The organism is Bacillus sp. ABR (assembly GCF_056172715.1).
Window position 1 is genome coordinate 617,001 of the sequence record NZ_JAOYSL010000003.1, and the last position, 24,196, is coordinate 641,196.

Sequence of the window (24,196 nt, forward strand, 5' to 3'; positions counted from 1 at the left end):
ATCTGGCTTGTCCTATTTTCTATTATATAAATGACAGGCGACTTCATGTCCTTCTTCCACTGCTTGTAATACTGGCTTTTTTTCAGCACACACATCCATCGCGGCAGGACATCTTGTTCGAAATACACAGCCGCTTGGCGGGTTCACTGGACTTGGAATTTCTCCTTTTAAAATAAACCTTTTGCGCTTGTCCTCTACGTCAGGATCTGGAATGGGGATGGCAGACAGCAAGGCTTGTGTATATGGGTGAAGCGGTGTTTGATATAATGCATCACTCGTCGTCAATTCAACGAGATGGCCTAAATACATGACACCGATTCGGTCGCTAATATATTTCACCATCGACAAGTCATGTGCAATAAAAAGAAAAGTTAATCCTTCGTCTTTTTGCAGTTTCTTCAGCAGATTCACGACCTGCGCTTGAACGGAGACGTCTAGTGCAGAAATTGGCTCATCTGCCACAATAAACTTTGGCGCTAAGGCAAGTGCTCTTGCAATGCCGATTCTCTGCCTCTGTCCTCCGCTAAATTCGTGCGGATACCGGGTGGCAAAATCATAGCTTAACCCTACCGCTTCGAGCAGTTCTTTTACGCGGGCAATCCTTTTCTTTTGACTGCCATAAAGCTGATGAATCTCCATTGGCTCCAGCATAATATCTTTTACTGACAGTCTCGGATTTAAGGAGGAATACGGATCTTGAAAGACCATTTGCATTTGCCGGTTGAAATCAAATGATTCTTTTTTAGAAAGGTGGTGAAGACTTTTCCCTTCATATAAGGCTTCACCATCTGTTGGTTCATAAAGACGCATGAGCACTTTTCCAAGTGTGGATTTGCCGCAGCCAGATTCACCAACGAGACCAAAGGTTTCACCTTGTTTCAGCTGAAAAGAGACACCATCCAGCGCTTTTAACGTTCTCCCTTTTGATAGGTGAAAATGTTTTTTGAGGTTGTTTACTTGTAAAAGTGGTTCAACTGTCATGACCGCTCCTCCTCTCGCTTGGTAAATACCGCCTTGCACCTGCCCATTCCTTTTCATATGAAGTGCCAGAAAGGGAAAGCAGTTCAATTTGTCTGCCGGTTTTAGGCGAATGAAGCATCTTCCCGTCTCCAGCGTAGATCCCTACATGGCGGACCGCTCCCTTTCCGTTTTCATTTGCAAAAAACAACAAGTCACCTGGTTCTAAATGGCTTGATGTCACCGGCGTTCCTTGAACTGCTTGGTCACTTGCGTCTCTCGGTAAAAGATATCCGCACGCTTTGTACATGCTGTAAGCAAAGCCTGAACAATCATAGCCAAAGCTGCTCATGCCTCCCCATAAATATGAAAGTCCAATAAATTGTTTTCCTGCGTCTACGACATCTTTGCCGGTCAAAGAGTAAGCATGTGATACTGGGCGTACATCCGCTTTGTTGATTTCTCTTATTCCTACTGGTGTGACAACATAAAATTGATCATCTGTTTCTTTAACTGCTGCCAGCTCTGTTAAAAAACTAATCTCCATATCGGGTTCCCCGTTTTGATAGAGCGTGGCTTTTTTCTGACAAACGATCAGAGATGCTGCTGACGCACTTCCCTCTGTTACTTGGTTTAATTGCTCAACAGGTATATAGCCTGGATAGCCTTGCGGATGTTTCCGGCTGGCCTGCTGCGGTATGACAACTTTCATCCAGCCATCTGCCTCTTCTAATCCAATCACTCGCCCGCCGAGCAGTACTTGAGATTGAATCAAATTTTCTTCACATAAAGCCAACTTTTCTTCATATGTTTGCTGGTCAATCCACTCTTTGATGTTGATGGAGTCCTGAAGTACATTTCGATCGATTTCTCTCGGAGACTGCGGCGCTGTCCATACGTTAGCGACTGGAACCTTTGATTCATATATCATCACGAGACTCCTTTCACCCCTTGAATCCCTAACCCATGATCGAGCGGTAAAAATATGTCTTTTCCTTTGTACACGATTCCTCCGTCTATCATGTCTTCTTTCAGCATAAGCGGCGCATCAAAATCGCAGCGGGTGATATTCGGCTGACTTGCGGCGAAATGTGCCGCTGCTGTAATGCCAAGCTTTGACTCAATCATACTGCCAACCATGCACTGAACACCGTATGCTTCAGCTAGGGCATTGATTTTTAGTGCTTCTTTTATGCCGCCCGATTTCATTAGTTTTAAATTGATCAGATCACAGCTTCTCGTTTCAAGCACTTTGATTGCATCATGAAAACTAAAAATGCTTTCGTCTGCCATAATCAATGTATCAGTTGCTTCTGTCACACGGCGCAGACCTTCGATATCTTCTTTCGGCACTGGCTGTTCTACTAATTCAATATTCAGTGCTTCCATTTTTCGAATGGCTGTGATCGCTTCCTTCCACGTCCATCCTTGGTTTGCGTCGAGCCTGATCTGAATGTCCGGTCCGACTTTTTCTCGAATCCGCTTGATCCGCTGAATATCCGTGTGTATGTCATCTTTCCCCACTTTCACCTTTAACGTCTGAAAGCCTTCGGCTGCGTATTGTTTCGCATCTTCTGCCATCTCGAGCGGACGGTTTACACTGACCGTATAGTCGGTTTCGAGCTGATGACGATATCCGCCAAGATATTGATAAAGCGGAAGTCCTGCCTGCTTTGCTAACCCATCATAAATGGCCATATCGATTGCAGCCTTTGCGCTTGTGTTGCTTGCGAGCACACGGTTCATAGCAGAAAAGATTTGTTCATACTCTGCCAAGGAAGCCCCGAGCAAAATGGGTCTGATCACTTCACAGATGGCATAGTCGATGCTTTCCAGCGTTTCTCCTGTAATCACCGCCGTGGGAACTGCCTCTCCGTAGCTGACGTCACCTTGATCATATGTGATGATGACGATCAGAGATGCTGCGTCATACACCGTTCTTAAAGCGGTTTTAAAAGGCTTTTTTAGCGGTACACTCGTTCTGCATGTATGAACATCCACGATTTTCATTTGATCGCCTCTTTCGCAGCAACGCCTGGAGAAATGTGCAGTTTTTTCCCCTCCGCATCTAGTGCAGCCTGCACGCCCATTGGAATGGCAAAGTTCGGTGATGAATGACCGATCCGAAAGCCGCCGAGTGCAGGTTTCTTTTGCGGCACAATATAGGTTTCCCACAGCTGTTCCAAGGTTAAGGACTGGTCTTTCTTTTTTGGTTCACATTGATGAAAATCTCCAATGATGAATCCTGCCGCATCATCCAGTTTTCCAGCAGAGGTGAGGTGCTGCATCATGCGATCGATTTTATACGGCTCTTCGTCAATATCTTCAATGAACAACAGCTTTCCCTTCGTATCAATTTCAAAAGGTGTACCAAGTGTTGTCACGATGAGGGCAAGATTCCCTCCTATGATGTCACCTGAAGCAGTGCCGGGGTAGAAGGTATGAAGAGGTGACAAGTGGTGCGTATACGTAAAGGCCTTCGGGGCAAACAGCTGCAAAAAGGTATCCTTCGTATACGGATGAACCTCTTCAAGTCCTACATCAGAGGAAAGCATTGGACCATGAAAGGTCACAAGGCCGGTCTGCTGCTGGATGGCCGTATGTAAAAACGTAATGTCACTATAACCCCAAAAGATTTTCGGATTCCGGCGAATGAGATCATAGTCAATGGCTTCCGCAAGTCTTCCAGTTCCGTACCCTCCGCAGGCACAAATAACTGCTTTGACTTCTGGATCTTGAAACATGCCATGAAGATCTTCCACTCTTTCATGATCACGCCCCGCTAAATACCCGTACCGAGAATCGAGATACTTCCCTTTTTTCACCTTCAGCCCGAGGCTTTCTAAAAAGGCAATTCCTTTTGCTAATTTCAATTCATCAGGCGGGCTTGCTGGTGCAATAATCCCCACCGTATCCCCTGTTTGAAGCGCTGCTGGCAGCTGGTTCATGCCAATCCCCTCTTTCTCTTTGTTTCTTTCAATCTATGGGCATCTTCTCCATAACATGAACGAATAAAGGAACAGACGCTTTTTTCCAAAGCGTCCGTGTTTCTCATTTACTACTCTCCATCTACTTGTGCCCATTTCAAATCGATATACCCAACAGGATGGCGGACAATCCCCTTTACGCCCTCTTTTTGTAAATGGACTTGGTTATAAAAATGAATTGGAATGATCGGTGCTTCTTCCATGAGAAGTGCCTCTGCCTCATGAAGGATGCTGTTTCTCTTTTGTTCATCTGCTTCCTGGCTCGCCTTTTTAATCAGCTGATCATAGGTGTCGTTTGACCATCCCGTCCGGTTCATCGCATTCCCTGTTTGAAAGCTCTCGAGGAAATTGATCGGATCTGCATAGTCTGCTAAAAATGAACTTTGCGAGAATTGGAATTTCAGTGCCTTTTGATCTTCTGCAAATACATTGGCTTCCATGTTTGCAAGCTTCACGTCTACACCCAGCGCTTCTTTTAATTGCTGCTGGATGGCTTCAGCTTTTTTCTTGTTCTCAGGCTTTGTGCTATATGTTAATGTGACGGGCGGCAGCTTCGAATAGTTCTCTTCTTTCAGCCCTTTTTCTAATAGCTTCGCAGCTTCACTCGTATCTTGTTTGACAAGATCGCCGCCAGCTTCTCTGAAATCTTCACCCTTTGAATCTAGAATTCCCGGTGAAACGAAGGCGCGGGCAGGCTTCTCTTTATTCTTTGTTACATAATCCACGATATCTTGCGGATTGATCGCCATTTGAAAGGCTTTGCGAATGTTCTTATTTTGAAAAGGTTCCATGTTCACATTCAGACGATAAAAGAACAGTCCTGCCTGATCTTCAATATGCACATCTTTATTTTTCAGCAAATTTTCACTTTGTTCTGCTGGGACGAAGGCAGTATCTAAATCTCCCGATTGATACATTTGATAATCAGTGTTGCGATCACTGATCATCAGCCACTTTACCTGATCCAGCTTAACTGATTTTTTGTCCCAATACGTCTCACTTTTTTCCATAGTGAAGCTCTCATCATGCTTCCATTCTGTCAGCTGAAACGGTCCATTCCCAACAAAGGTTTTGGCATCCTTTGCCCAGTTTGGGTCCTTCTCAGCTACCTTCTCATTGACAGGGAAAAAGGCAGGGTTTGCGGTCATATTTAAGAATGACTTCTGCGGGTATGCCAGTGTGACTTTTAGCGTTTTGTCATTTTCAGCACTGACTTTTACGTCCTCTTTCTTTCCCTTTCCGCTGTTAAATGCCTCTCCGCCTTCAATCATGTAAGCTAAGAACGATGCAGAGGAGCCTGTTTTCGGATCGAGCAGACGCTTCCACGCATATTCAAAGTCACTCGCTTTCACTGGATCACCATTCGACCACTTGATACCATCTCTTAAATGAAACGTGTACGTTTTTCCATCCTCTGAAATCTCCCATTTTTCAGCCATTGCAGGAGATGGTTCGTGCTTTTCATTCAGTCTCGTTAATCCTTCCATTAAGTTATTCAGCCCTTGCCACGATACATTATTAAAACCAATCGGCGGGTCAAATGACGTCGGTTCGTTTTCGTTATTTAAGGTTAATATTTTCTTTTCACCTTTACTACTTGATGATCCTTTACCTGCTTGCTCATTCGCTGTACATCCTGCGAGCAGCATGATGATGAACAAACAAACACTGATGATCCACCCTTTTTTTCTCATCAAAAACTCCCCCTTTGTGTTGAAGATAACATCGCTTGGTTCGCTCGCTCATCCTGGAGCCAGCAATGCACTGTATGAGTAGGTGATCGCCGCGTTTCATGCGGCATGATATGATCACACACTTTCATGGCCACCGGGCAGCGATCGGTATACGGACAGCCCTTTGGCGGCGCAAATAAATCAGGCGGGCTTCCTTCGATCGGAATCAGTTCATCTTTCATATCAAGTCTTGGAACGGATTGCAGGAGCCCTTTAGTATAAGGATGCTGCGGACTGTAAAAAATATCTCGTCTTGTTCCGACTTCAACCATTTTCCCTCCGTACATGACTGCTACTCGGTCGGCAACTTGGGCTACGACCCCTAAGTCGTGTGTGATTAAAATAATGGTGACACCTGTTTTCCTCTGAATCTCTTTAAACAGCTCTAAAATTTGTGCCTGTATGGTCACGTCCAGCGCGGTCGTCGGTTCATCTGCGATCAGCACCTTTGGCTCACAAATCAGTGCCATTGCAATCATGAGCCGTTGCCTCATTCCTCCGCTGAATTGGTGCGGGTATTGCTTTAACCTCTCCTTCGGCTGCGGAATACCAACCAAATCAAGCATCTGTACGGCGGCTTCTTTCACTTCTTTTTTCGTCAGCTTTTGATGTTCCTTCGCTGCTTCCATCAGCTGATCTCCTATTGTCAAGGTTGGGTTGAGTGCCGTCATCGGATCTTGGAAGATCATCGAGATATCGACACCTCGTATGGCGCGCATTTCTTTTTCAGATAATGACAGCAAGTTGCGGTCTTGAAACCAGATTTCTCCCTGATCAACATGCGCGCTGTATGCAGGCAGAAGCCTCATAATACTTTGTGATGTCACACTTTTTCCGCAGCCTGATTCTCCTACAATGGCTAAGGTTTCTTTTTCATAAACATCGACATTCACTCCGCGTACTGCTTGAACTGAACCGCCGTATGTTCGAAAGCTGACGTGCAGATCGATAATTTGCAGAACTTTTTTCACAGCACCATCACCTCTTCATCTTTGGATCAAGCGCATCTTGCAAGCCATCACCTAAATTGTTAAAGCAAAACATCGTGAGTGAAATAAAAAATGCCGGGAAAAATAAACGCCACCAATGTCCATTGTCTGACAGCACAGTCGGCAAAGCATCATTGGCCATCACGCCCCAGCTTGCAAACGGCGCTTGAATACCTAAACCGAGAAAGCTTAGGAACGCTTCAGCAAATATCGCGGTCGGCACAGTGAGGGTCATCTGGACGATAATCGGCCCCATCGTATTCGGCAGAAGGTTGCGGCGAATGATCCGCAGGCTTTTGGCACCAAAGGTTTTTGAGGCAAGGACATATTCCTGGCCTTTCAGCTGAAGAACCTGACCTCTCACAATTCTTGCCATTCCAATCCATCCGGTGACAGTGAGCGCTACAATAATGGTGACAAGCCCTGGTCCCATGAGCACCATCAATAAAATGACGACAAGTAAATAAGGAAGTCCATAGAGCACCTCGACAATCCGCATCATGATATGGTCATAGCGTCCGCCTTTATAGCCGGCTATGCCCCCATAAATCACACCGATGGCAAAATCAATCAGGGCTGCCATGACACCCACAAATAACGAAATGCGTGCTCCGTACCAAGTACGTGTGAACACATCTCGCCCAAGCTCATCTGTTCCGAACCAGTGAGCAGCCGAGGGCGGCAGATTTTGCATCGAAAGACGCTGCTCTGTCACACTATTTGGCGCAAGCAATGGGCCTAAGATTGCCATGACAAAAAGAAAAATCAGGACCGATAGACTAAACATCGCAAGCTTATTTTGCTTCAGCCGCCTCCATGTATCAGCCCAATAGGAAAGAGAGGGTCTTTTAATGGCATGGGCTTCCGTTTTCTTTTGCTCTCGAGGGGAAAACCATTCGTCCGGGACTTCAGGATGCCTGTTCGGTGGATCATGCTGAAGGTGTATACTCATGCCTTTCCTCCTTTCTGATGCAGCTGAATCCTCGGATCAAGGAGACGATACGCCACATCGACAATGAAGAGAAGTGTGATTAAAATAATGCTGTAAAAAACAGTGGTTCCCATGATGACAGGATAATCACGGTTGTTAATGCTCTCGACAAAGTATTTTCCCATTCCAGGAATGGCAAATATTTTTTCAATGACAAAACTTCCTGTTAAAATACTTGCGACAAGTGTTCCAAGAATGGTCACAACGGGTAAAAGTGCATTCCGAAGCGCATGCTTAAATACAATTTTTAAGGGAGAAAGTCCTTTTGCTTTGGCAGTACGGATATAGTCTTGCGACAGCACTTCAATCATGCTCGATCTCGTTAACCTGGCGATAATGGCCATTGGCCCGACAGCAAGGGCGATTGTAGGCAGCACCATATGCATTGGACTTGTCCACATCGCTGTAGGAAAGAGCTTCAAATTGACAGCAAGCTGCTGAATTAATAAGGTAGCAAAGATAAAGTTTGGAATGGATATACCGAAAACAGCAATGGTCATAGCGATGTAATCAATCAAACCATTATGCCGGAGGGCAGCCATGACCCCTAGCAGAATGCCAGAGATGACAGCAATCAATATTGAGATAAGACCAAGTTCTAATGAGACTGGGAAGCCTCTCGCCAATAGATCATTGACACTTTCAGAAGGCTTTTTAATGGAAGGACCAAAATCAAAGGTAACAATGGATTTTAAATAGATGACATATTGAACATAGAGTGGTTCGTCTAAGTGATAGTAGCTTTCGAGGTTTCGCTGGACGGTTTCGTTTGTATTTCGTTCTTCATTGAAAGGCGATCCTGGGATGACCTTCATTAAAATAAACGTTAAAGTCGTAATCGTTAAGATCGTGGCAATCATCGCAATAAAACGCTTGAGCAAAAAGCTGGCCATCTACTGTCTCCCCCTCGCTTAACAAAATGTTGTACGTGCGGCAAGCTCTGTCATGACAAGCATCGCTTGATAGGCTTCTAATATATTCTCTGCTTGGTACGTCACCATTGTTGTTCCTTCTATGATGGCAGTACCCGGCATTAAATTCGCCCATTCAGCTTGTCCATAGTTGGCAAACTCAATCTTAAGCAGCGGCTGATCAGGAGGCGTCAGCGGCTTCATTTGATCAATCTGTTTCATCGCGGCTTCCACTTGCTGCGAGATTTGTTTATTGACTTTGGCAGGAGGTAAGCATTTCACAGCAGATCTTGAGATGGTCTCTTTCACCGCTACTGTTTTCACACCAGGCATCAGCTTTTCTGCCTCTAGTGCTGCTTGATCATCCCCGCAAACAAGAATCACTGGAACACCATAGTAGCCTGCAACATACGCATTAAAACCCATTTCACCAATTGGATGATCATTTATGTAAAAATGTCTGACCCCAAAAATCATACTGTGCGACATCACACCTTTCATTGATGCTCTTGCATGATAGCCTAAAAAAACAGCTGCATCATAGGTTTGATCCAACCCTTGCACCATGGAATAAGGCTTTACATCACCTGATATGAGAACTGCCTCTTCATGCAGTTCTTCGATCAAAAGATTATTCATTTTAGAATGACTGTCATTCACCAAAATGTCGGTGGCACCATGCTGAATAAGCGCCTCTACACAGGCATTCACTTCACCTGTCATAATACGTCTGCCCCGCTCATAGTTATGCTGGCGTGAATCAACAAATGTATGATCAGCTAGACCAGTAATTCCCTCCATATCGACAGATAGATAGAGCTTCATTCCCATCCCCCTTTAATTAAACATAAAATTTGTGTATATTTTTCTAAATTTTCTAAAAAATTATATGAGAACTTGATTGATTTTTCAATACAATGTCTGAAAATAAGGAATTTAGACTCAGATAATACAGGTCAAAAGACTATTTCAGAAAGGATTTTTTTAACAAATAAAACACCACTAACTATGTCTTTAGTGGTGTTTATCCGCTTCATTAATCTGCGATTTCAGCTGTTCATATTTCTTCATGGTTTGTGTAAATAAATCATCAAACATCTGAGGTGCCTGCTGTTGAATGACCTCAGCACCTTCTCCTGTAATTCCCCCTTTTGTCGCCACTCTATCGACAGTTTCAGCAAAGGTGAGACCTCGTTCTACAAGGATCTGGCCTGTCCCTAAAAGGGCATACGTTAAAAATTCATTCGCTTCCTCTAAGGAAAGATCACTATTTCTCACAGCGGCTTTCGCCATTTCTTCAAACAGAGCAGCAATAAAACCAGGAGATGAGCTTGTCAAATTGCTTGCCGCATCAAACCGGTCTTCCTCTACCTCCCTGACGATGCTAAAAGCTGAAAGCAGACGGTGTAAACGTTCTTTGTTCTCACGCCCTGCGGCTGCACCATGTGCAACAAGGGATACGCCTGTCCCAACAGCTGACGTAAGTGTTGGGATGTATCTAGACACTGGCTGTGTTGTATGTGCTTGTAACTTTTCTAATGTCACAGCTGCTGCTACTGACACAATATGTACCGCTTTCGCTTTAGATGGCAGCTGATCTAGAACATCTAGTACAGCAAGCGGCGGCACGCAGACAAACAATATATCACATGACGCAGAAAGTTCGTCTAATGAACAAATGCTGATTTCTTGGTACTTTTCTTGAAGCTGATGCAGGCGTTCCGTTTCACTTCTTGTATGGATCATGATTTGATGAGCATCTAGCACCCCATTTTCCAACCACTTTTGCACCATCATATCAGCCATACTTCCATATCCAATAATTCCGATTGTCTCCACAGTTTAAACTCCTCTATTTGCTAAGATTCACTACTTATTTTAACAATTTCCCACAATGTTTTCATTTTTATCCCACACTTTTTTCTTACGATAAAATCAGTCACCACCACATACGGTAAAACACCTTGAACACATACATGAAAAAATCAATGAAAGAGAGTGATTCGGATGACTCACAAAGATGACAAACAAACTATTGAACAACCTCAAAAACAGAAGAAGCCAAATGGCTGGTTTAAACCATTCGTCAGCGGTGTTGTAGGCGGTATATTAGCGTTAGGTGTCTACGTTCTTACACCGTATGCTCAGCATTCATCAAACAGCTCTGCAAATGATTCGGCAGCGAAAACAGAAGCAGTATCGACAAATCACACGAATTCGTCAAAAACAACAGCCGTCCAAACAGCAAATTCATCAAACAGCATTTCCAGCATGGTCGAAAATGTATCACCAGCAATTGTCGGCATTACAAACTACCAAGCACAAACTCAAACAGACACGAGCTTTGGCGATTTCAGTAACCCTTTCGATGAATCACAGCAAAACAAAAGCAGTCAAGAGGAAGAAACCGGTACAGGCTCAGGAGTGATTTTCAAAAAATCAGGCAATAAAGCCTATATCTTAACAAACAACCACGTCATTGAAGGGGCAAACAAACTCACCGTATCCTTACACGATGGCAAAACCATTGAAGGAAAACTGGTCGGAGCTGATCCGCTCACTGACCTAGCTGTTGTGGAAATTAGCAGCAGTCATGTGACGAAGGTGGCGGCATTAGGCAATTCCTCCTCACTGCGTGCTGGAGAAACTGTCATCGCAATCGGAAACCCGCTTGGTGAAGACCTTTCAAGAACGGTAACACAAGGAATTGTCAGCGGTGTCGATCGAACAGTCTCTATGAACACATCAGCAGGCGAAAGCAGCATTAATGTCATTCAAACAGATGCAGCCATTAATCCAGGTAACAGCGGCGGCCCGCTTCTAACGACAGACGGAAAGGTTGTGGGGATCACGAGTATGAAAATCTCTGAAACAGGTGTGGAAGGCATTGGATTCGCGCTGCCAATCAATGATGTCAAACCAATCGCTGATCAGCTTCTCGCAAAAGGAAAAATTGAACGTCCATATATCGGCATCAGCATGCTGGATCTCGAACAAGTTCCAGATGTGTATCAGAAAGAAACACTCGGACTTAAAAGCAGTCAGCTCGATCAAGGCGTGTATGTCAAAGAAATCGCCGCTGGCTCACCTGCCGCCAAAGCAGGCTTAAAGTCAGAGGATGTCATTACCGCCATCAATGGAAAACAAATCAAAACTGGCAGCGAATTACGTCACGAGCTATACACGAATACAAAAGTAGGAGACACCGTGAGCATCACCCTCATTCGAAACGGAAAACAAGAAACGAAACAGGTCACATTAACACAATCTGAATCTAAGCAAGTCAGTTCCTAATGAAAAAACAGCTCAGTTATGAGCTGTTTTTTTATGACGATTGAATTGGCGTTAATCTTTGTTCAATTTCTGCTCGTTTATGCTCTAGGAATGGCGGAAGGGCTAATTGATCGCCAAGTACATCCACCCCTTCATCAACTGTAAACCCAGGACCATCTGTTGAAATTTCAAATAAAATACCATTTGGCTCTCTAAAGTAAAGAGCTTTAAAGTAAAAGCGTTCTACAACACCAGAGTTCGTAAAGCCTGCTTTTGATATTTTTTCATACCATTTTTCAAGCTCTTCTGCATCCTTCACGCGGAATGCGACATGATGCACACTTCCTCTGCCGGAACGTTCAGAAGGCCCTTCTGTTTTTTCAATCACATGAATTTCTGTTCCAGCACCGCCATTTCCTGACTCAAAAATGGTCACGATCTCACCATCATTTGATTGTTCACGTGCTCTTTCGGTGAAACCAAGGATGTCTGTTAAAACACGGATCGTCTTATCAGCTTCTGCAACAGTTAATTCAACTGGACCTAAACCTCTAATCGCATACTCTGCAGGGATATCGTCATGCACTGGCGGTGAGCCTTCTTCTTGTGCGTTCGGTTCTACTGTTAAAAACAGCTGCTGCCCTTCTGGATCTTTAAAACGCAAGGCAGGTCTTCCGCCTCTCAAGGAAGCTGTTTCTTGCTGTACGCCTTTATCTTCAAACCGCTTTTCCCAAAACGTGAGTGCCTCTTCAGAAGAAACGAGAAGGCCTGTGCTTGTGATCGCATTTGTCCCTTCCAAACGGCGGGCAAGCATTGGAATCTCAAAGAATGTAAGCTCTGTTCCTGGTGAAGCAACCTCATCTCCATAAAACAAGTGATACATAGACGGGTCATCTTGATTGACTGTTTTCTTTACAAGTTTCAAGCCAAGAATTTGGCGATAAAAATCAACATTCTTCTGAGCATTGGCTGTTAACGCAGATACGTGGTGAATCCCATTGATTTTCATTATTTTCACTCCTATTTTTAATTATCTCGAATTCGAGATAATATCCTTATGAATAAAATAGTTCATTTTTCAAGAAAAGTCAACCATTTAACTGTACGTTTACTGGATGTTCGGTTTCTGGACATTAAATTAACATTAAATCGAAAATAATCTTTCATTGTTCGTTTTTAACACAACATTCACCCTAATATCTCCAATAAACGAACACTTTCAATCACAAATACGAAAATCAGAAAATTTTTTTAATTCTTGTTTTCCTAAAATCGTATTACAATGAACAAAATACATGTCACAGTAACGTACGAAAGTGATGCAGGAGGTCGTGTGTAATGAACAAAGAACAACCAGCGTTAAAACAAGACATCGGCTTATTTTTCGCCCTATCTCTTGTCATCGGGACCATTATCGGGTCAGGCGTCTTTATGAAGCCAGGCAACGTCCTTTCCTATTCAGGGAGCTCAGACATCGCATTATTTGCTTGGCTGTTAGGTGGAATCTTAACCCTTGCAGGCGGACTGACTGTCGCTGAAATTGGTACACAAATCCCGAGAACCGGCGGTTTATACGCCTATCTTGAAGAAGTGTATGGTGAATTTTGGGGCTACTTATGCGGCTGGGTACAGATTATTATTTACGGACCCGCCATCATTGGTGCACTTGGTCTTTATTTTGGTTCATTATTAGCCAATTTATTTTCGCTTTCGACTTTATGGTCTACAACGATCGGCATTATCACCGTTTTATTTTTATGTATCATCAACATCATGGGAACAAAATACGGCGGATTTGTTCAGGGGCTGACCACTATTGGAAAGCTTGTCCCGATTGCCGCTATTATTGTGTTTGGCATATGGAAGGGTAACGAAAACATCTTCATGGCTGTCAACGATAGTATCGCTCAAATGAACTTCGGTGCAGCGATTTTGGCTACGTTATTTGCTTATGATGGCTGGATTTTACTTGCTGCGCTTGGTGGAGAAATGAAAAACCCTGAGAAACTGCTTCCTCGCGCGATGGCAGGCGGAATTTTAATTGTGACGGCTTGTTATCTCTTTATTAATGTCGCACTTTTGCACGTGCTGCCAGCTGATCAAATCGTCCAGCTAGGTGAAAATGCGACGAGCACTGCTGCTACCATGCTCTTTGGACCAATCGGCGGGAAAATCATTAGTATTGGGATCATCATCAGCATCTTTGGCTGTTTGAACGGAAAGGTTCTTTCATTCCCACGTGTGATTTTTGCGATGGCAGAACAAAAGCAGATTCCTTTCGCCAACGCGATTTCCCGTATTCACCCAACATTTAAAACACCTTGGATCGCTGTATTTGTGCAAATTTTGATCGCCATTGTGTTTATGATCGTCAGTAATCCCGAGAAGCTCTCTGAAGTATCGATTTTCATGATTTACATCTTTTATGTCATGGCCTTTTTCGCCGTCTTTAAGCTGAGAAAACAAAACAGCGGAATGAAGCGTGCGTACAGTGTACCACTTTACCCGCTGACACCAATCATTGCGATTATCGGTTCATTATTCGTCTTAATCAGCACCATGATCACCGATTGGAAAAGCTGTCTGATCTCCATGCTGATCGGGATGGCTGGACTGCCTATTTATTATTATATGAAAAAAACACAAAATAAAGCAGAGCACTAATCAGTGCTCTGCTTCATTTTTTATATTGTTTGATCACTTTATATGATTCGTTTAAATATCTCATGAGCCGGTATGGCTTACTAAGCACGCGGATTGGGAGCCTTGAGATAAATCCATTCAGGTTAGACTTATATTCCTGCGTGATCCGCTTTGGCTTTGTCGCTATTTTTTCATATACTTCTTTATAAAATTCCTTCATGATGTCGACTTGCACACTGATCTTTTGATGGCACTCTGTACACTCAACGCTTTTCATCTGATCATTCACATAAACGATGCTGTGGAGGGTCTCTTCTTGGCACCGAGTACAATGTAGGTTTGCTTCCATTTCGGTTTTCTTCAAGATACACAACTCCTTTCTCGTTTGATGTTGCTCTTGTTATACCATTCGAACGCTGCAAGCCTTTTATTGCACGGATGCTTCCTTTAAAATGGCTGCCGCCGTTAGTTCGTCTGTCACCAGTACTTGGATGAAGCCGCCATTTAAAGCCCCTAAAATACTTTCGGCTTTATGGGTTCCTTCTACAACAGCGATGACCGTTTTGACGCTCTTTAATTGTTCCAGCGATAAGCCTATGACCTTTTGATTCAGTTCATCTTGGACAGGTTTTCCTTCTCCATCAAAGAAACGAAAACCAATATCACCGACAGCGCCTGATTGCCTTAAACCAGATAAATCCTCTTCTTTTAAATAACCGACTGTTTTTAAAGTCGACCCTTTATGCGGGTTGCCAATACCGATGAGGGCAATATCCACATTTCTGCCTTCTTCAAGCACAGCTTCTATGTCCTGCATCGCCATTAGCCGTTCTTTTAATTCTTCTGTTTCTAAAATCGCAGGGGCATATAAATAGGAACACGTACCGTTCATTTTCTTTGCCAGCTCATATGCCAGTTGATTGGCATGAATATCGACTGCCTGCCTGCCCATTCCGCCCTCTAAAGGAATGACCTTCACATCGTTTCTTCGTTCAAACGGATATTCTTTGACAAGCTCAGCAAGCGTGGTCCCCCATGAAATCCCGATTTTCTCCGCATTTTTCATGTTTTTAGACAAATAATAGGCACCTGCTTGACCGACTGCCCGCTTCACCATCTCAGACATTGTCCCAACACTTGGGACAACGACCGCATCTGTTAATTGAAAGGTTGTTTCCAGCTGCTTTTCAAGTTCCACCGTATGAATGCTTTCGTCTTTAATGTACACTTCAACGATTCCCACATCTTTTGCTTTTTGTAAGAGCTTTGAAATGACTGGCCTTGAGACATTGAGCTTTTTTGCAATTTCTTGCTGCGTCCACCCGTCTGTATAATAAAGATGAGCAACTTTGACGAGCTGTCGTCTTTCTTCCCAATTCAGCATGTGACATCATCCTTTTAATATACTATGATTACCAGTATATCAAACATTCGTTTCCAATTGGAACAATTGTTATGAAAATGACAAAAAGAGCGATTAACTCTCCGCTCTTTTTCCCTCAGTATATTTCGGCTGATATGTTCTCCCACCGTCTAACAGGATAATTTGTCCGTGCAAATAACTCCCCTCATCACGTGTGAGAAATAAAGTGAGTCCTGCGATATCCTCAGGTTTTCCTAACCTTCCGATGGGAATGAGTGATTGCAGCTGCCTCTTCTCCTCAACAGTCGGATAGAGTGTATCAAGCATTTGAGATTCAATCACGCGGGGAGCAATCACATTGATGCGTATATGATGGGAGCCTAGGTCCTTTACGAGCGATCGCATCAATCCAAAAGCACCTGCTTTTGATGCATAATATTGAATACCGCCGCCTGAGCCGGTGATGGCCGATCCCGATCCAATAATGACAACACTGCCTTCCTGCCGCTCACACATATAGGGTGCCAACGCTTTGATGCAATAGTAAAGACCATATAAGTTCACAGCCAATGTCTTTTTCCAGAGTGAAAAATCGACTTCTAAAAAAGGTAGTGATTTTGTCATTCCTGCTGAATACACAAGATGAGCAATACCGCCCAGCTCCCTTTCAGCTGCTGATATCATTTGCTGAACACTTTCCCACGATGAAACGTCAGCTTGAAATATCAGCAGCTGAGGATACTGTGTCTTTAAGAGCGAAAGTCCATTTTCATCTATATCTGACACAGCAACTGGCTGTCCTTCTTTTAAAAAACGCTCAGCTATTTCTTTTCCGATCCCTTGTGCTCCGCCAACGATGAGAACTGGTTTTTGATCATTAGCCAGCGCTCTCACCCCCATCAAGCATAATCGCCACGCCATCTGTAAATGCACCATAGGATGTACTGAGGAACACCGTCATATGTGCCACGGTCTCCTTGATTTGCTCTGTATCAGGAACCAAATCGAGAGGCGGAGGTAGCAACGCAAGCACCCGAATGCCTTTGTCTTTAAATTCTCTTGCTAACCCTTTTGTCATGGCATTCAGCATAGAATTCGATGTAGCATGCGAGATCCCGCCATCACCTGTGATACTGCCTGATGACGATATATTAATGATGCAGCCTTGCTTCTGATCAACCATATGCCATACGGCAGCCTGACTGGAAAGAAAGACGGTATTCACAGCCGATTCCACTTCATCTACCCACCCATCAGGGCTCACGTCATCAAGCTCTGCGCCTGCTCCTTGCTCTGCTTGATTGACCAGAATATCCAGTTTACCGCATGTATCAATCACTTGCCTCAGCATCCGTGTCGCATCACGTGGCGTTTCCAGCGGATTCTGAATAATACTCGCATGACCGCCCATTTTTTGAATGTCTTCACGAATGGTTTTAGCCTTTGATTCATCATGAAACGTGTGTAAAAAAACATGTGCACCTGCCCGGGCTAAAGCCAGGCAGATGGCTTCTCCAAATCCATCTGTGCTACCTGTCACAAGTGCCGCTTTCTGATGAAGCTGGACGTGCACACGTATCTCCTCCCTATCCCTTGTTTGGCCATTATTTTCTCAGCTTACTCACGATATCAAGTGCTGCTTCATAAAAACCTTCTGAGATGGTCGGATGCGGATGAATCATTTTCGCCATCTCTTCTGCTGTTCCTTCTAAATACATAAAGGAGGAAGCTTCTGAAATCATCTCTGTGACGTGCGGGCCAACCATCGTCGCGCCAATCACTTCACCATAGGCTGTATCGTATACCAATTTAATAAAGCCTGTTTGCTCACCTGCCGCTAGTGCTTTACCGCTTGCCGCTAAATCAAATCGTTCTGCCCGCACGTTAAGTCCTTTGGCTTTTGCCTCTTTCTCAGTCAGACCGACACTTGCTACCTCTGGTAATGTATAAATACATCTAGGCATGATATCAGCATTCATTTTTTCAGACACACCGCAAATATTACTGACCGCAACAGCCGCCTCTGCCATCGCTGCATGAGCCAGTTGATAGCCGCCCGCAACATCCCCAACTGCATAGACACCTTCAACGCTTGTCTGCATCTTGTCGTTCACCTTGATAAAAGGACCATCCAGCTGAAGATCAAGCTGGCTGACAGCAGAAACAGCAGGTCTTCTTCCTACACAAACAAGCAGTCTTTCAGCCGTAAAGATATGCGTCTCCCCTTTATCGTCTGATGCATGAACCGCTTTGACTCCTTCGCTTTCCGTTACCTCTGTCACAGTGGTTTTCTTCGCGATATGGATGCCTTTTTTCTTTAATTCTCTTTCTAGCAGCTTAGATGCTTCCTCGTCTTCTTGCGGAATAATGGACGGAGCTGCTTCAATAATCGTGACTTTTGATTGAAGGCTCTGGAAGATACAAGCCAGCTCAAGTCCAATGACACCGCCGCCAATGATGACGACAGAAGCAGGAATATCTGGGATGTCAAAGATCGTATCACTTGTGTCAAATTGAATGTCTTTAAGGCCCGGTATTGGCGGAATAGCGGGTGAAGATCCAGTGGCAATCATGAGCTCTTTCGTTTCAATCAATTCTGAACCATCTTGTTTTTCAATCTCAATCTGGTGTCTTGTCACAGCTGTACCTCTGCCGTTATATACATCAATCTTTCCTTGGTTTAATAAAAAGGCAATTCCGCCTCTGAGCTTTTCAATGACGTCATCTTTGCGCTTTCTCATTTTATCGAAGGAAAGGACCAAATCACCTGTTTCAATTCCCCAGCTTTTCGCCTTCTCAATTGATTCAATGACTTCTGCATGTTTGAGCAGTGTCTTTGAAGGAATGCAGCCCCGATTTAAACAAGTACCGCCAAGAAAATCCTCTTCAATCAATGCGACCTTCCGTCCACGCTCAGCTGCTTGAAGGGCGGCAGTATACCCGCCAGGCCCTCCGCCAATGACTGTCAGATCATACGTTTTCGTCATCCGATTCATCTCCTACATTAGCAATTCAAATGGTTGTTCAAGCACTTTTTTAAGGTCTGTTAAAAAGGCAGCCGCTGGTGCGCCATCTACCACTCGGTGATCAAACGATAAACTAACGCCCATCATCGGCCGCACCTGAATTTCTCCATCTACCACAACAGGTTTTTCTTGAATGCGCCCAACGCCTAAGATCGCCACTTCTGGCTGATTAATAATCGGGGTAAAGGTATCAATGGCATACATACCTAAGTTACTAATGGTAAAAGTGGACCCTTTCAGCTGGTCTGGCAGCAGTTTTTGGTCACGTGCGTTTCGGCCGATTTCTTTCGCCTCTTTTGTCAGCTGTTTTAATCCTTTTTGGTTCGCATGAGAAATGACTGGAACCATTAAGCCATCTTTTACAGCGACAGCGAGACCAATGTGCACATCATCATGGAAATGGAGCTCATTTTGTTCAAACGTCATATTGATATGCGGGTGGCGCGTGAGTACATTGCTGACCGCATGAATGATAATTTCTGTGAACGACAGTCTGTAGCCTGTCTCTTTTTCAATCGCTGGCAATAGCTGTTTGCGTACTTCTTTTGCTTTTGTCATATCGATTTCACTTGTTAATGTCACGTGCGGTGCTGTAAAGGCACTTTGTGACATGCGATCAGCAATCACTTTTCTCATACCAGCTAGTTTTTGTGTTTTCACTGGAGAAGACTCAGCTGTTTGTGCAGCTGCTGCCGTTACATCACTCTTCATAATTTTTCCGTGCGCACCAGATCCAGCAACATTCGCTAAATCGATTCCTTCACGAGCAGCCACTTTCTCTGCTAGAGGTGACACGCGCTGATCTTTCTCATTAGAGTGGACAGCCGCCTCGACGTCCCGCTTTTGAACTCTGCCTTTAGGTCCTGTGCCAGATACCTCATGAATCGCCACATGATGATCCTTTGCCGTTTTTCTCGCCGCAGGAGTGGCACGCACTTTTTCATTAGGTGTTTTTGGGGCTTCAGTAGAACTGGATGAAGCCGTGTCTGATGAAGCCGATTCGCTGCTCCCGGATGAATCTTCATCTGATTGTGCTGGCGGTTCGCTTGGCACCTGTTCATTTGCCTCTCCGATATATCCAATGACAGCATTGACTGGAATTTGATCATCGGCTTCATAATATTTCTTTAGAAAAATACCATCATCATAGGCTTCCACTTCGATATTGATCTTGTCTGTCATAATTTCAAAAAGAGGCTCACCGATTTCAACCGAATCTCCTTCTTCTTTAAACCATTGAAGCAAGGTGCCGACTTCCATCGTACTGCTTAGCTTCGGCATAAATATCTCTTTTGGCATGATCTTCTCCCCTTTACTTAAGAGCGCACAAGCTCTTTTGCTGCTTCAATAATATCTGGCACTTGTGGAATGACCGCTTTTTCCAGCGTCGGGTTGTATGGTATTGGAACCGCAAGACCGCCAAGTCGTTTAATTGGAGCATCTAAGTAGTCAAAGGCTTCACTTTCCGCTATCATACTTGCAATCTCTCCGCCATAGCCGCCTCGTTTTACCGCTTCATGAACCACGATACATTTACCTGTTTTCTTCACAGATTCGATAATCGTTTCTTCATCTAATGGGACAAGTGTTCTTGGGTCAATGATTTCAACATCGATTCCCTCTGCTTCTAGTTCCTTCGCCGCTTCTAACGCTTTGTGAACCATAATCGCTGTTGCTACAATCGTGACGTCTTTCCCGCTTCTTTTCACATCTGCTTTTCCTAGAGGAATTGAATATTGCTCTTCAGGCACTTCACCGATTGTTTTATATAAAAGCTTGTGCTCGTAGAAAATGACAGGGTTGTCATCATCCATCGCTGCTTTTAAAAGACCTTTTGCATCATAGGCTGTTGAAGGCTGAACCACTTTGAGTCCTGGAATATGTGCCATCCACGCTTCTAAGCTTTGTGAGTGCTGCGCCGCTGCACCCGTTCCCGATCCTGCTGGCGTTCTTACAACAAGCGGCACCTTCCCTTTTCCGCCAAACATGTATCGTGTTTTGGCTGCTTGGTTCACAAGCTGATCCATTGCGATTGTAATAAAGTCAGAGAATTGAAGTTCTAAAATCGGACGCATACCGGTTAAAGCCGCTCCGACTGCCCCACCTGCGATGGCAGCCTCTGAGATAGGTGTATTGCGAACGCGCTCTGGCCCAAATTCTTCAATCATGCCGCGCGTGACCCCAAAAGCACCTCCATATACGCCAATATCTTCACCTAAAATGAAGACATCTTGGTTTTCTCTCATTTCCTGACTCATAGCCTCTCGAACGGCTTCTAAATATGAAATCTCTCTCACAGTTGTTTTTGTCACGTGATTCCCCTCCTAATTAGGCGTATACATCCTCTAATAGTGTGTCAATTGACGGTTCTTTACTGTTTTTGGCGAATTCTACAGACGCTTCAATTTCCTGCTTCGCTTCTTCCTGTAAGCTTGCTGCCTGCTCTTCTGTCAAAACATTCAGTTCAATCAAGAGAGACTTAAAGCGTTTGATGCCGTCTTTTTGTCTCCACTCTGTCTCTTCTTCACGTGTACGGTATTTTTTCGCATCACTCTTAGAGTGACCCTTCCAGCGGTACGTTTTCATTTCAATAAGTGATGGGCCTTCTCCCGCTCTCGCACGGTTGACTGCTTCATCAACTGTGTTCATAATTTCAACCATGTCATTTCCATCAACTGTTTTCCCTGGCATTCCGTAGCTTTCTGCTCTTGTTGAAATATCTTCAATGTTGATCATTTCTTTCACAGGACCAGACATACCGTACTGGTTGTTTTCACAAATAAACACAACCGGTAAATCCCAAATGGATGCGAGGTTTAAAGCTTCATGGAAGCTGCCTTCATTTGTGGCACCATCTCCGAAGAAACAAAGAACAACAAAGCCTTCCTGCTTCATTTTAGATGTGAGCGCTGCACCTGTTGCCAGCGGGATACCGCCGCCAACGATTCCATTTGCCCCAAGATTTCCTTTTTCTAAGTCCGCGATATGCATGGAGCCGCCTTTTCCTTTACAATAACCGGTTTCACGTCCAAACAATTCAGCCATCATTTTATTGACCTCGGCCCCTTTTGCAATACAGTGACCATGTCCTCGGTGTGTGCTGACGATCTTATCTTTATCCTTTAACACGGCAATCGATCCAACAGCTGACGCTTCCTGTCCAACACATAAATGAGTGGTGCCATGGATAAGTCCTTTTGCAAAGAATTGATCGACCTTTTCATCAAAATATCTCACTAACCACATTTGTTTATATAAATCTGCTAACTTCTCATGACTAATCTGTTCAGGCAAAGTGATTTGTTTTTGCATTTCTTCTCTCCCCTTTACATTTGTTCTTGTGTGTTACATTTGTAATTATCATACGTTTAAGTGTCAACGAAGTCAAGCAATTCTCTCTCATTTTTAAGCGTTTTCATCTTTTGTCAGAAAAAAAGAGAAAGGCAAAGCCCTTTTCCAAAGAACTTCTCTTTCTCTTTTAATCTCCTACACTCATTCATCTGGATACATCATGATTTTGACGCTCTCACCCTCAGGATTCCTTGCACATTCTATCGCCTGAAGCAGCTGGCTTAACGGATAACGGTGCGTCACCATCTTTTCAGTGTTGACCACTTTTGCTTTCAGAAGCTCAAGGGCTTCACGATAATGATATGGATGCGATGAATAGGCACCTACTACCTTCACTTCATCATTGAAAAATCGTTCAGCAGGAATGGCCACATCTCCCTTTGGAAAATGAGCAAATACCAAAATTGTCCCGCCTCGCGCTACAGCCTGAAACGCCTCTTTTAAAAGCGCACTGCTTCCAACAGAAATAATAACGAGGTCTGCTCCCTTTCCATTTGTTTCTTTCATCACCCGGTTTTCCACTGGCTCAGCTGCTGGATGAAAAGCGGCATCTGCACCTAAACTTCTCGCACGCAGCAGTCTATTCTCATTCACATCTGTTATCATCACTTTTCCAGCTAAATAATATTTGGCAAGCTGCAATTGAATACAGCCAATTTGCCCCGCTCCAAGGATCAAGACGGAATCTCCTGGATGAACAGGTGCTCGTTCAAACCCGTGCAGGCAGCAGGCAACGGGTTCTACCATCGCCCCTTGCTCATAGGATACGTCTTTTGGAAGCTTGCCCATCGTGTGCTTGACATGCAAAGCAGGTATACGGATATATTCTGAAAACCCTCCTGGCTCTACATTTGTGGCTGTAAACTGCGGACACATCGTATAGAATCCCTTTTGACAAAAGTCACAGGTGAAACAAGGCACATGATGCGCCACATAGACCCTGTCTCCCGTCTGGACATTTGTCACGCGTGTGCCGGTCTCGACAACATCACCAGCGATTTCATGTCCCAGCACGGTCCCAGGAGGTACTGTCTCATGCGTTGCTTTATAAATATCCGTTCCGCATAAGCCGCAGGCTCGCAGCTTTAACAGAACTTCATCATCACCGATGACTGGCCGGTTCCGCTCCTCATACCGAATGTCCTCTGAAGAATAAAAGACAGCTGATTTCATGTAGCTGCATCCTCCTTTTCATCACCCTTCGCAAAATCCTGTAACGTTTGCACAAGCTGTTTGTACTCACTCATCTCACTTGATATCCAGTAACGCCCTCCGAATATCCGGGCTGGTCCCACCCTGACATAGACTTTCCCGATATGAGGATATGGCTTTAAAAAAAGCTTTCCTTTAATATCAGACACAGCATATGTGTGCCATCTGCCAAAAGCCCCTATCTTCAGTTGATCTTCACTAATGACGACATTTGTCGGCTGGTTCAGTCCTGTGATACTAGACAGCATGAGAATCGGCAGTGTATAAACGCCTAACACTGCTAACGGCTCAGGTCCTGCTGACCATAACGTATAAAGAGACCAGAGAAAAAACAGACAGATGAGCACAGCCGGAAGAAAAATAGACAACACTGCAGACGTTCGGCTATAAGCATGATGCTGCATGAGACTTCCTCCTTTCAAATCACTAGAAGGAGCCGCGAAAGCTCCTTCAGAAAATAGCCCTCTACTTGATATGCTCTATGATTTTCTCGATATCATCTTCAATGCCAAATCCAGTTAAAAAGGATAATGTTTGAATCACAGGTGTCCCTTTTGTATCACTCACAGGCGTTGTTGTCACAATTAAATCGGCGCCCTCTGCTTTTTGCGGGACTTCAGATGCCTTACATTGTTCCACCACGACATCATATCCTTTTTCCTTTAATGTCTCTTCTACCTTTTTAGCCACAACCGTTGATGTTGCAACTGCCGTTCCGCATGATACTAATATTTTCTTCGCCATTAGAATCCCTCCAGCT

General features: G+C 44.2%; 24 protein-coding genes. 2 read left to right on the forward strand and 22 right to left on the reverse strand.

What is annotated here, in order from left to right; all coding sequences use genetic code 11:
* Positions 1-12: 12 nt before the first annotated feature.
* From OIT90_RS13250 to proG, 10 genes are all read right to left on the reverse strand, one after another.
* Positions 13-981, reverse strand: coding sequence for an ABC transporter ATP-binding protein (locus OIT90_RS13250; RefSeq protein WP_039177986.1), 969 nt, complete (start codon positions 979-981; stop codon positions 13-15).
* Positions 971-1,888 carry a C40 family peptidase gene (locus OIT90_RS13255; protein WP_058838947.1) on the reverse strand — a complete coding sequence of 306 codons (918 nt, stop codon included), beginning with the start codon at positions 1,886-1,888 and terminating at the stop codon, positions 971-973. The genes OIT90_RS13250 and OIT90_RS13255 overlap by 11 nt, the downstream gene beginning before the upstream one ends.
* The gene (locus OIT90_RS13260; protein WP_058838946.1) at positions 1,888-2,967 is read right to left on the reverse strand and encodes a dipeptide epimerase; all 1,080 of its coding nucleotides are present in this window, start codon (positions 2,965-2,967) and stop codon (positions 1,888-1,890) included. Before OIT90_RS13260 ends, OIT90_RS13255 begins: the two co-directional genes overlap by 1 nt.
* Entirely contained in the window at positions 2,964-3,905 is a 942-nt protein-coding gene (locus tag OIT90_RS13265) for a S66 peptidase family protein (RefSeq protein WP_058838945.1), read from the reverse strand. Before OIT90_RS13265 ends, OIT90_RS13260 begins: the two co-directional genes overlap by 4 nt.
* Positions 3,906-4,015: 110 nt before the next feature.
* Positions 4,016-5,638, reverse strand: coding sequence for a peptide ABC transporter substrate-binding protein (locus OIT90_RS13270; protein ID WP_099663192.1), 1,623 nt, complete (start codon positions 5,636-5,638; stop codon positions 4,016-4,018).
* A complete protein-coding gene (locus tag OIT90_RS13275) occupies positions 5,638-6,648 on the reverse strand; it encodes an ABC transporter ATP-binding protein (protein WP_064498349.1) in 1,011 nt (336 codons plus the stop codon). Before OIT90_RS13275 ends, OIT90_RS13270 begins: the two co-directional genes overlap by 1 nt.
* A gap of 7 nt (positions 6,649-6,655) precedes the next feature.
* Positions 6,656-7,618 (reverse strand): ABC transporter permease, encoded by a 963-nt coding sequence (locus OIT90_RS13280; protein WP_058838943.1) that lies wholly within the window; start codon positions 7,616-7,618, stop codon positions 6,656-6,658.
* Positions 7,615-8,550 (reverse strand): ABC transporter permease, encoded by a 936-nt coding sequence (locus OIT90_RS13285; RefSeq protein WP_039177974.1) that lies wholly within the window; start codon positions 8,548-8,550, stop codon positions 7,615-7,617. Before OIT90_RS13285 ends, OIT90_RS13280 begins: the two co-directional genes overlap by 4 nt.
* 18 nt (positions 8,551-8,568) lie before the next feature.
* Positions 8,569-9,393, reverse strand: a complete 825-nt coding sequence (locus OIT90_RS13290; protein ID WP_047203042.1) for a M55 family metallopeptidase — start codon at positions 9,391-9,393, stop codon at positions 8,569-8,571.
* Positions 9,394-9,582: 189 nt separating this feature from the next.
* Entirely contained in the window at positions 9,583-10,407 is an 825-nt protein-coding gene (gene proG / locus OIT90_RS13295) for a pyrroline-5-carboxylate reductase ProG (RefSeq protein WP_058838942.1), read from the reverse strand.
* Positions 10,408-10,575: 168 nt separating this feature from the next.
* Between proG and OIT90_RS13300 the strand changes: the two genes are divergently transcribed.
* Complete coding sequence (locus OIT90_RS13300; protein ID WP_106025251.1) at positions 10,576-11,862, forward strand: S1C family serine protease; 1,287 nt, start codon at positions 10,576-10,578, stop codon at positions 11,860-11,862.
* Between the two features lie 31 nt (positions 11,863-11,893).
* Here OIT90_RS13300 and OIT90_RS13305 read toward each other — a convergent pair whose 3' ends face one another.
* Positions 11,894-12,850 (reverse strand): ring-cleaving dioxygenase, encoded by a 957-nt coding sequence (locus OIT90_RS13305; RefSeq protein WP_047203045.1) that lies wholly within the window; start codon positions 12,848-12,850, stop codon positions 11,894-11,896.
* 329 nt (positions 12,851-13,179) lie between these two features.
* On the opposite strand from OIT90_RS13305, the gene OIT90_RS13310 reads away from it, so the two are divergent.
* Positions 13,180-14,505 (forward strand): APC family permease, encoded by a 1,326-nt coding sequence (locus OIT90_RS13310; protein WP_099663189.1) that lies wholly within the window; start codon positions 13,180-13,182, stop codon positions 14,503-14,505.
* Between the two features lie 13 nt (positions 14,506-14,518).
* Here the strand turns inward: OIT90_RS13310 and OIT90_RS13315 are convergent, their stop codons facing one another.
* From OIT90_RS13315 to OIT90_RS13365, 11 genes are all read right to left on the reverse strand, one after another.
* Positions 14,519-14,848, reverse strand: coding sequence for a hypothetical protein (locus tag OIT90_RS13315; RefSeq protein ID WP_024426788.1), 330 nt, complete (start codon positions 14,846-14,848; stop codon positions 14,519-14,521).
* Between the two features lie 63 nt (positions 14,849-14,911).
* Complete coding sequence (locus tag OIT90_RS13320) at positions 14,912-15,868, reverse strand: sugar-binding transcriptional regulator (protein ID WP_024424944.1); 957 nt, start codon at positions 15,866-15,868, stop codon at positions 14,912-14,914.
* Positions 15,869-15,961: 93 nt separating this feature from the next.
* Entirely contained in the window at positions 15,962-16,747 is a 786-nt protein-coding gene (locus OIT90_RS13325) for an SDR family NAD(P)-dependent oxidoreductase (RefSeq protein WP_106025253.1), read from the reverse strand.
* Entirely contained in the window at positions 16,725-17,420 is a 696-nt protein-coding gene (locus OIT90_RS13330) for an SDR family NAD(P)-dependent oxidoreductase (RefSeq protein WP_106025254.1), read from the reverse strand. The genes OIT90_RS13325 and OIT90_RS13330 overlap by 23 nt, the downstream gene beginning before the upstream one ends.
* A 31-nt stretch (positions 17,421-17,451) precedes the next feature.
* Complete coding sequence (lpdA, locus tag OIT90_RS13335) at positions 17,452-18,834, reverse strand: dihydrolipoyl dehydrogenase (RefSeq protein WP_144495127.1); 1,383 nt, start codon at positions 18,832-18,834, stop codon at positions 17,452-17,454.
* A 12-nt stretch (positions 18,835-18,846) separates the two neighbouring features.
* Positions 18,847-20,172, reverse strand: coding sequence for a dihydrolipoamide acetyltransferase family protein (locus OIT90_RS13340; RefSeq protein WP_064498342.1), 1,326 nt, complete (start codon positions 20,170-20,172; stop codon positions 18,847-18,849).
* Between the two features lie 17 nt (positions 20,173-20,189).
* A complete protein-coding gene (locus OIT90_RS13345) occupies positions 20,190-21,170 on the reverse strand; it encodes an alpha-ketoacid dehydrogenase subunit beta (RefSeq protein WP_034281944.1) in 981 nt (326 codons plus the stop codon).
* A 31-nt stretch (positions 21,171-21,201) separates the two neighbouring features.
* Positions 21,202-22,185 (reverse strand): pyruvate dehydrogenase (acetyl-transferring) E1 component subunit alpha, encoded by a 984-nt coding sequence (gene pdhA / locus OIT90_RS13350; RefSeq protein WP_047203574.1) that lies wholly within the window; start codon positions 22,183-22,185, stop codon positions 21,202-21,204.
* Positions 22,186-22,365: 180 nt separating this feature from the next.
* Positions 22,366-23,397, reverse strand: coding sequence for an alcohol dehydrogenase catalytic domain-containing protein (locus OIT90_RS13355; protein ID WP_144495129.1), 1,032 nt, complete (start codon positions 23,395-23,397; stop codon positions 22,366-22,368).
* Entirely contained in the window at positions 23,394-23,840 is a 447-nt protein-coding gene (locus OIT90_RS13360) for a hypothetical protein (RefSeq protein ID WP_041085086.1), read from the reverse strand. Before OIT90_RS13360 ends, OIT90_RS13355 begins: the two co-directional genes overlap by 4 nt.
* A 61-nt stretch (positions 23,841-23,901) precedes the next feature.
* Positions 23,902-24,180 carry a PTS sugar transporter subunit IIB gene (locus OIT90_RS13365; protein ID WP_047203576.1) on the reverse strand — a complete coding sequence of 93 codons (279 nt, stop codon included), beginning with the start codon at positions 24,178-24,180 and terminating at the stop codon, positions 23,902-23,904.
* Positions 24,181-24,196: the final 16 nt, after the last annotated feature.